Annotated in this window: 6 protein-coding genes and 1 pseudogene; 6 read left to right on the forward strand and 1 reads right to left on the reverse strand. The window is 70.2% G+C overall.

Going from position 1 to position 8,139, the window contains the following annotated elements; translation table 11 throughout:
* The 4 genes from B7767_RS30020 to B7767_RS30035 all read left to right on the forward strand — a co-directional run.
* Window positions 1–660: ABC transporter ATP-binding protein (locus B7767_RS30020; RefSeq protein WP_107486407.1), on the forward strand; the 660-nt coding region annotated here is incomplete at its 5' end.
* A 163-nt stretch (window positions 661–823) separates the two neighbouring features.
* Complete coding sequence (locus tag B7767_RS30025) at window positions 824–1,711, forward strand: FadR/GntR family transcriptional regulator (protein WP_085574902.1); 888 nt, start codon at window positions 824–826, stop codon at window positions 1,709–1,711.
* A 428-nt stretch (window positions 1,712–2,139) separates the two neighbouring features.
* On the forward strand, window positions 2,140–3,669 hold the full coding sequence (locus B7767_RS30030) for an RNA polymerase sigma factor (RefSeq protein ID WP_085574915.1): 1,530 nt from the start codon (window positions 2,140–2,142) through the stop codon (window positions 3,667–3,669).
* 155 nt (window positions 3,670–3,824) lie between these two features.
* Window positions 3,825–4,658: a trypsin-like serine protease gene (locus B7767_RS30035; RefSeq protein WP_085574903.1), complete on the forward strand. Its 834-nt coding sequence runs from the start codon at window positions 3,825–3,827 to the stop codon at window positions 4,656–4,658.
* 149 nt (window positions 4,659–4,807) lie between these two features.
* Here the strand turns inward: B7767_RS30035 and B7767_RS30040 are convergent, their stop codons facing one another.
* Window positions 4,808–5,038: a hypothetical protein gene (locus B7767_RS30040; RefSeq protein WP_085574904.1), complete on the reverse strand. Its 231-nt coding sequence runs from the start codon at window positions 5,036–5,038 to the stop codon at window positions 4,808–4,810.
* A 440-nt stretch (window positions 5,039–5,478) separates the two neighbouring features.
* Here B7767_RS30040 and B7767_RS30045 point away from each other — a divergent pair, with 440 nt between their 5' ends.
* A complete protein-coding gene (locus tag B7767_RS30045; RefSeq protein WP_085574905.1) occupies window positions 5,479–7,602 on the forward strand; it encodes a type IIA DNA topoisomerase subunit B in 2,124 nt (707 codons plus the stop codon).
* A 315-nt stretch (window positions 7,603–7,917) separates the two neighbouring features.
* Window positions 7,918–8,139: pseudogene (locus tag B7767_RS30050) on the forward strand (DUF485 domain-containing protein); the annotation flags it as partial.

Here is an 8,139-nt window from a genome sequence, read left to right on the forward strand (position 1 = left end):
CTGCTGGCGCGGGTCGGGCACACCCCGCAGCCGCGCCTGCTGGCCGCGTGGCCGAGGGAGCTGCCGCTGCCGCCCGCGGCGCTCGGCGCGGGACTGCTCGGTGCGCTGGCCTTCGGTGACGAGTTCCGTCACCCCGCGCTGGCGGCGGACCGCGGCACCGTGCCCCGGCGGCTGGGGCTGCTGACCGCCAAACTCCTCGTGGCCTCGGCCACCGCGCTGGTGCTGGCCGTCCTGACCGTCGGGTGCGACGCCGAGCTGCTCTACCTCGTCTACGGACGGGAGGCCGTCGAGGTTCCCGCCGACTGGCTGCCGCTGAGTGCGGGTTGGCTCGGCCTGGTGACCGGGTGCGCCTGCGCCGGCGTGCTGGCCGCGGGCGTGTTCCGGTCCACCACCGCCGGTCTCGCCGTCGTCGTCGCCGTACCCCTTCTCGTCGTGCCGCTCGTGCACAAGGTGACGGAAGGGCCGGCGGCGCGCACCCCGGCCCCGCTCGCGTCGCGGCTGCGGGACGGTGTGCCGCTCCGGTGGCCCTTCGGAGGCGAACACCATCTGGAAGCGGTCCTGCGCCTGGTCGCCCAACCCGTCGGCGGCGCGCTGACGTTGTCGCTGGCGGCGCTGCTGTGCGCGTACGTGCTCACCGGTCTGCGGAGCAGGGTCCGATAACGACCGTCCGTGAACGCATCGGTCCGTCCCTGCCCGCAACTCCCCGCAGAAAGTACATTTCTTTCCGATAAGGCGTCAATTGCGACGGGGTGAGCGATCACCCTTTCGTGTGCTTTTCACCAAAGACCTCAAGGGAGTTGGAGGCGGAGCCGACAAAGGATGCGTGAGTACCCTTGCGCACACCATGATGACCGCCGCCCGCTCCGCAGACTCCGGCCTCGCGAGCCCGGGCGGACTCGACCGCTACCCCTACGCCGAGACGCCCGCCGTCGACCGCGTCGGGGCCCCCGCCTGGGACGGCGCGGACCCGGAGCTGGGCCGTGTGGGCCGACGGGCCGCGGGCAGCCGCGGTCGCGGACTGCACGGCCAACTCGTCCAGCAGTTGGGTCAGATGATCGTCTCCGGGGACCTGGGCGCCGACCGCCCGCTGGTGCCGGAGGAGATCGGCCAGCGCTTCGAGGTCTCCCGCACCGTCGTCCGCGAGTCGCTCCGCGTCCTGGAGGCCAAGGGCCTGGTCAGCGCCAGGCCGAACGTCGGCACGCGCGTGCGCCCCGTCAGCGACTGGAACCTCCTCGATCCGGACATCATCGAGTGGCGGGCCTTCGGGCCGCAGCGCGACGACCAGCGCCGTGAGCTCAGCGAGCTGCGCTGGACGATCGAGCCGCTCGCCGCCTGCCTGGCGGCCGGCCACGGGCGGGAGGACGTCCAGCAGCGTCTGACCGACATGGTCGAGATCATGGGCCACGCCATGGGGCAGGGCGACGCCCTGACCTTCGCCCGCGCCGACGCGGAGTTCCACTCCCTGCTCATCCAGATCGCCGGCAACCGGATGCTGGAGCACCTCTCCGGGATCGTGTCCGCCGCGCTGCAGGTCTCGGGCGGTCCGGCCACGGGCTGTGAGCGGCCGAACGAGACGTCCCTGGCGCAGCACGGCCGGATCGTCGACGCCCTCGCCGACGGCGACGGCGCGGCGGCCGAGGCGGCCATGCGGCAACTGCTCACGGTCCACCCAGAGGTGGAACGCGTGGTGCCCGCCCCGCGCGAGCACTGACCGCGTTCCGCGGACGGCGCGGTCCGGCATGCCATCCCCCTCCTGTGGCAGCGCCCCACCGATGAGCCGTCCCCCGTCGGACCCCGCGGGATCATCGACGATCCCGCGGGGTCCGATGCCCAGAACGGCGTGGCAGACTCGGAGAGGTGACCTCCTCGCCCCTGAGTGAACGCTTTCGTGCTTGTTTGACCGATTCTGTGCGCTTGCGGGGTGTGACTCGGGCCACGCGGATTGGGCGTAACGCTCCCGGGGAGAACGCGATGACCTAAGAGGTGACAGCCGCGGAAGGAATACGGACGCCGTTCATGGCGCTGTGCATCTTCCCCGGCCCCCGCCCGCGCCGTCGGCCCATCCCCAAGCCGGCGGTCGGCTCCTGTCCATCGTGGACGGGGCCGGAAGCCGTTTTCCAACGTTCCGAGAGGTTGTTCGTGTCGGCCAGCACATCCCGTACGCTCCCGCCGGAGATCGTCGAGTCCGTCTCTGTCATGGCGCTCATTGAGCGGGGAAAGGCTGAGGGGCAGATCGCCGGCGATGACGTGCGTCGGGCCTTCGAAGCTGACCAGATTCCGGCCACTCAGTGGAAGAACGTACTGCGCAGCCTCAACCAGATCCTCGAGGAAGAGGGTGTGACGCTGATGGTCAGTGCCGCAGAGCCCAAGCGCACCCGCAAGAGCGTCGCAGCGAAGAGTCCCGCCAAGCGCACCGCCACCAAGACGGTCGCCGCCAAGACGGTGACCGCCCGGAAGGCCACCGCCACCGCGACTCCGGCGGCGCCCGCCGCCGACCCCGCCGCCGAGGAGGAGGCGCCCGCCAGGAAGGCGGCTGCCAAGAAGACGACCGCGAAGAAGGCGGCCGTCAAGAAGGCCACGGCCAAGAAGACGGTCGCCAAGAAGACCACGTCCAAGAAGGACGACGCCGAGCTGGGCGACGAGGAGGTCCTCGAGGACACCAAGGCCGCGGAGGAGCCCGAGGGCACCGAGAACGCCGGCTTCGTGCTCTCCGACGAGGACGAGGACGACGCGCCCGCCCAGCAGGTCGCCGCCGCCGGTGCCACCGCCGACCCGGTCAAGGACTACCTCAAGCAGATCGGCAAGGTCCCCCTGCTCAACGCCGAGCAGGAGGTCGAGCTCGCCAAGCGCATCGAGGCGGGCCTGTTCGCCGAGGACAAGCTGGCCAACTCCGACAAGCTGGCGCCCAAGCTCAAGCGCGAGCTGGAGATCATCGCCGAGGACGGCCGCCGCGCCAAGAACCACCTGCTGGAGGCCAACCTCCGTCTGGTGGTCTCCCTGGCCAAGCGCTACACCGGCCGCGGCATGCTCTTCCTGGACCTCATCCAGGAGGGCAACCTCGGTCTGATCCGCGCGGTGGAGAAGTTCGACTACACCAAGGGCTACAAGTTCTCCACGTACGCCACCTGGTGGATCCGCCAGGCGATCACCCGCGCGATGGCCGACCAGGCGCGCACCATCCGTATCCCGGTGCACATGGTCGAGGTCATCAACAAGCTCGCGCGCGTGCAGCGCCAGATGCTCCAGGACCTGGGCCGCGAGCCCACTCCGGAGGAGCTGGCCAAGGAGCTCGACATGACCCCCGAGAAGGTCATCGAGGTCCAGAAGTACGGCCGCGAGCCCATCTCCCTGCACACCCCGCTGGGCGAGGACGGCGACAGCGAGTTCGGTGACCTCATCGAGGACTCCGAGGCGGTCGTCCCGGCCGACGCGGTCAGCTTCACGTTGCTGCAGGAGCAGCTGCACTCCGTTCTGGACACCCTGTCCGAGCGCGAGGCGGGTGTCGTCTCCATGCGCTTCGGTCTCACCGACGGTCAGCCGAAGACCCTCGACGAGATCGGCAAGGTGTACGGCGTCACGCGCGAGCGCATCCGCCAGATCGAGTCCAAGACCATGTCGAAGCTGCGCCACCCGTCGCGCTCCCAGGTGCTGCGCGACTACCTCGACTAGGTCCGCCCGCCACGACGTACCGTCGTGCGCCGGTCCGCGTCAGGCCCGGTTCCCCGTCCTGGGGAGCCGGGCCTTCGCGTTGCCGCGCGGGTGCGGGCTCGGACGGGGTCCATCACTGTGGGTGTTTCAGGATCACCCCAGTGTGAGGAGCGTGCATGCGACGTCGTCTTGCCCGGGCCCTGGCCCGGCCGCTGGCCCTCGCGGCCGCCGCGACCGTCATACCGCTGGCCTCGGCCGTTCCGGCAGCCGCCGACAGCATTGTCGTCGGCGGCTTCCCCGTCGACGTCTCGGAGGGTCCGTGGACGGTGGCGCTGTCCAGCCGCGACCGGTTCGGAGGTACGCGAGCGGGACAGTTCTGCGGGGGTGTGGCGGTCGGCCGGACCACCGTTCTCACCGCGGCCCACTGCATGGACGAGGAGGTGCTGGGGGCGCCCCCGGGGCGCGTGGGCGACCTCAGGGTGATCACGGGGCGTACGGAACTGCTCTCGGACCGCGGTCAGGAGATCGCCGTGCGCGGCACCTGGGTGAACCCGGGCTACGACGGCGTCACCAACTCCGGCGACTACGCCGTGCTCAGTCTGGCCGAGCCGCTGCCCTCGAGCTCGGTGATAGCCATGGCGGGGGCCGGCGATCCCGCGTACCGGGCGGGTACCGCGGCCACCGTCTACGGGTGGGGGGACACCACGGGGTCCGGGGCCTATGCCGGCAGCCTGCACGCGGCACGCGTGCGGGTGCAGCCCGACGCGCTGTGCGAGAAGGCGTATCCGGGGGGTTCCGAGGGCACCTACCGCGCCGAGACGATGCTGTGCGCGGGAGAGGCGCAGGGCGGCCGGGACGCCTGTCAGGGGGACAGCGGAGGGCCGCTGGTGGCCCAGGGGCGGCTGATAGGCCTCGTCTCCTGGGGGACGGGGTGCGGCTGGGCGGGCAGTCCCGGGGTGTACACGCGTGTCTCCGACATCCTGCGGACCCTTGGACGGCCGCAGGGCTGAGGGCGGCCGGGAGGGCGCAGGGGGGCCGCTGAGCGGTTCCCGGCGGGTGCGGGTACGAGACGGGCGGCTGCCTCCTGAGTGGAGGCAGCCGCCCGCTCACCGGCCTGTGCCGGGCTGCTCGTCGTCGGACGTGATGTGTCGGCGCTCTGTCAGCGCTCTTCGTCGGGAGCGGTCGCCGGAGGGGTGGTGAGCCGCTCCGTCTCGTCCTGTATCTCAGCGGCGATCTTCTTGAGTTCCGGCTCGAACTTGCGGCCGTGGTGGGCGCAGAAGAGCAGTTCTCCGCCGCTCAGCAGGACGACGCGCAGGTATGCCTGGGCGCCGCAGCGGTCGCAGCGATCGGCGGCCGTCAGTGGGCTCGCGGGGGTCAGAACAGTAGTCACGTCGCCTCTTCTCTAGCTCGACGAGCTGTCGTACCAGGGTCAACATCCAACCAGCCCCAAAACGTTCCCGCTCGTGGCTTCTCCTCGAAAAAATTTTCCGAGGTGGGTGGCTGTTGCCGGTTGGCGGCGAATGTGCCGTAGTGCGTGTCTGATGTGTCGTACGGATTCGCGTTCGTATCGGTGGTCGGCCCTCCCGGCTGGCTTGCCGGTTGTTCATGAGGACGTGCCCGGAGCCTAAATGGTTCATGCCTGGAAGGGAACGTGATGTGTGCTTCACTCCATCGAGGGATCGAACACGCATGCGACCCTGGACTAGGGTGGGCTGAAGCGAGGGTGGCGTTACAACGGCTCTACCAGGCCTCGGTACCCTCTCACCGGTGACTGAAGCCGCGCCCTTACCCAAGAGGGCCGCATCTGAAATTCAGCGAGGAGCGAACCGCGTGACCGCCGAGACGTCCGTGCCGTCCACAGCGCTGCTGGCAGGAGCAGACCGGGACGGTTCCAACTACACCGCGCGGCACCTGCTCGTCCTCGAGGGGCTCGAGGCCGTGCGGAAGCGCCCCGGAATGTACATCGGGTCGACCGACAGCCGCGGTCTGATGCACTGCCTCTGGGAGATCATCGACAACTCCGTGGACGAAGCCCTCGGAGGCTACTGCGACCACATCGACGTGATCCTCCACGACGACGGCTCGGTGGAGGTCCGGGACAACGGCCGGGGCATCCCGGTCGACGTCGAACCCAAGACCGGCCTCTCCGGCGTCGAGGTCGTCATGACCAAGCTGCACGCCGGCGGCAAGTTCGGCGGCGGCTCGTACGCCGCCTCCGGCGGTCTGCACGGCGTCGGCGCCTCCGTCGTCAACGCGCTCTCCGCTCGGCTGGACGTCGAGGTGGACCGCGGCGGGCACACCCATGCGATCAGCTTCCGGCGCGGTGTCCCCGGAGCCTTCGCCGCCGTGGGCCCGGACGCGAAGTTCGAGGCCGGGAGCGGACTGCGCAAGGCCAAGAAGATCCCCAAGAGCCGCAGCGGCACACGCGTGCGCTACTGGGCCGACCGCCAGATCTTCCTCAAGGACGCCAAGCTCGCCCTGGACACGCTGCACCAGCGCGCCCGCCAGACCGCGTTCCTGGTTCCCGGCCTGACCATCGTCGTCCGCGACGAGTTCGGGCTCGGCGAGGGCGGCAGCAAGGGCGAGGAGTCGTTCCGTTTCGACGGCGGCATCAGTGAGTTCTGCGAGTTCCTGGCCTCCGACCGGCCCGTCTGCGACACCCTCCGCTTCACCGGACAGGGCACCTTCAAGGAGACCGTCCCGGTCCTCGACGAGCACGGCCAGATGACGCCCACCGAGGTCACCCGCGAGCTCGGCGTCGACGTCGCGATGCGCTGGGGGACCGGCTACGACACCACGCTCAGGTCGTTCGTCAACATCATCGCCACCCCCAAGGGCGGCACCCATGTCGCCGGCTTCGAGCAGGCCGTCGCCAAGACGATGAACGAGGTGCTGCGCACCAAGAAGATGCTGCGCGTGGCCGAGGACGACATCGTCAAGGACGACGCCCTCGAGGGCCTCACCGCGGTGGTCACGGTCCGTCTGGCCGAGCCGCAGTTCGAGGGCCAGACCAAGGAGGTCCTCGGCACCTCGGCGGCCCGCCGCATCGTGAACAACGTGATCTCCAAGGAACTCAAGGCGTTCCTGACCTCCACCAAGCGCGACGACGCCCAGCAGGCCCGCGTCGTCATGGAGAAGGCCGTCGCCGCGGCCCGGACCCGCATCGCGGCCCGTCAGCACAAGGACGCGCAGCGCCGCAAGACGGCCCTGGAGTCCTCCTCGCTGCCCGCCAAGCTCGCCGACTGCCGCAGCGACGACGTCGACCGCAGCGAGCTGTTCATCGTCGAGGGCGACTCCGCGCTCGGCACGGCCAAGCTCGCCCGGAACTCCGAGTTCCAGGCGCTCCTGCCGATCCGCGGCAAGATCCTCAACGTTCAGAAGTCGTCCGTGACGGACATGCTGAAGAACGCCGAGTGCGGCGCGATCATCCAGGTCATAGGGGCGGGCTCGGGGCGCACCTTCGACATCGACACGGCCCGCTACGGCAAGATCATCATGATGACCGACGCCGATGTCGACGGCTCCCACATCCGCACCCTGCTGCTGACCCTGTTCCACCGCTACATGCGGCCCATGGTCGAGTCCGGCCGGGTGTTCGCCGCGGTGCCGCCGCTGCACCGCATCGAGCTGGTCCAGCCCAAGAAGGGCCAGGACAAGTACGTCTACACGTACTCGGACCGGGAACTGCGCGACAAGCTCATGGAGTTCCAGAGCAAGAACATCCGCTACAAGGACTCGATCCAGCGCTACAAGGGTCTCGGCGAGATGGACGCCGACCAGCTGGCCGAGACCACCATGGACCCGCGTCACCGCACCCTGCGCCGGATCAACCTCACCGACCTGGAGGCCGCCGAGCAGGTCTTCGACCTCCTCATGGGCAACGACGTCGCCCCGCGCAAGGAGTTCATCTCCAGCTCCGCGGCGACCCTGGACCGCTCGCGCATCGACGCCTGATCAAGTCCGGGGGAAGGCGGAGGCGCCCTGCGGCCCAGGTGAGCGGGGCGATGAGGGGTCCCCGCGCAGGGGGTCCCTCCCGCTCGGACGAAGCCGGGCGCGGGGGGTCGGCGACCGACGGCGACGCCGCCGGGGCACCGCCCGCGCCCTTCCAGGCAGTGAGGGGGAGGGTGTGCCGGGCTCCGCGTCCCCGGCGTGATCCGCCGGACAGGCCCTGGCGGGCACGCGGGACGCGCGCACGGACCAGTCACCTGATGGGGTGAAGCGGAACGGGAAGAAGAGTCGGGGATCTTCCCGTTCTGTCCATCCTTGGGCATGCAGCGAAGCAACTCGGGGGACGTGAGGTACGACGATCCCTGGTACGACGCCCTGGCCTCGGGCTGGGGCGAGTCGGCCGGCCCGGCGGAGTCGGCACCGCCGGCCCGCCGCGCGGACGGGGCCGACGTCTACCTCGAAGTACAGCGCAGCGCGGCCTTCCAGGAGGTACGCAGCCGCTACCGGCGGTTCGTGGTCCCGGCGGGCGCCCCCCCCCTCCCC

It is taken from the genome of Streptomyces sp. 13-12-16 (assembly GCF_002114215.1).
Classification (GTDB): Bacteria; Actinomycetota; Actinomycetes; order Streptomycetales; family Streptomycetaceae; genus Streptomyces.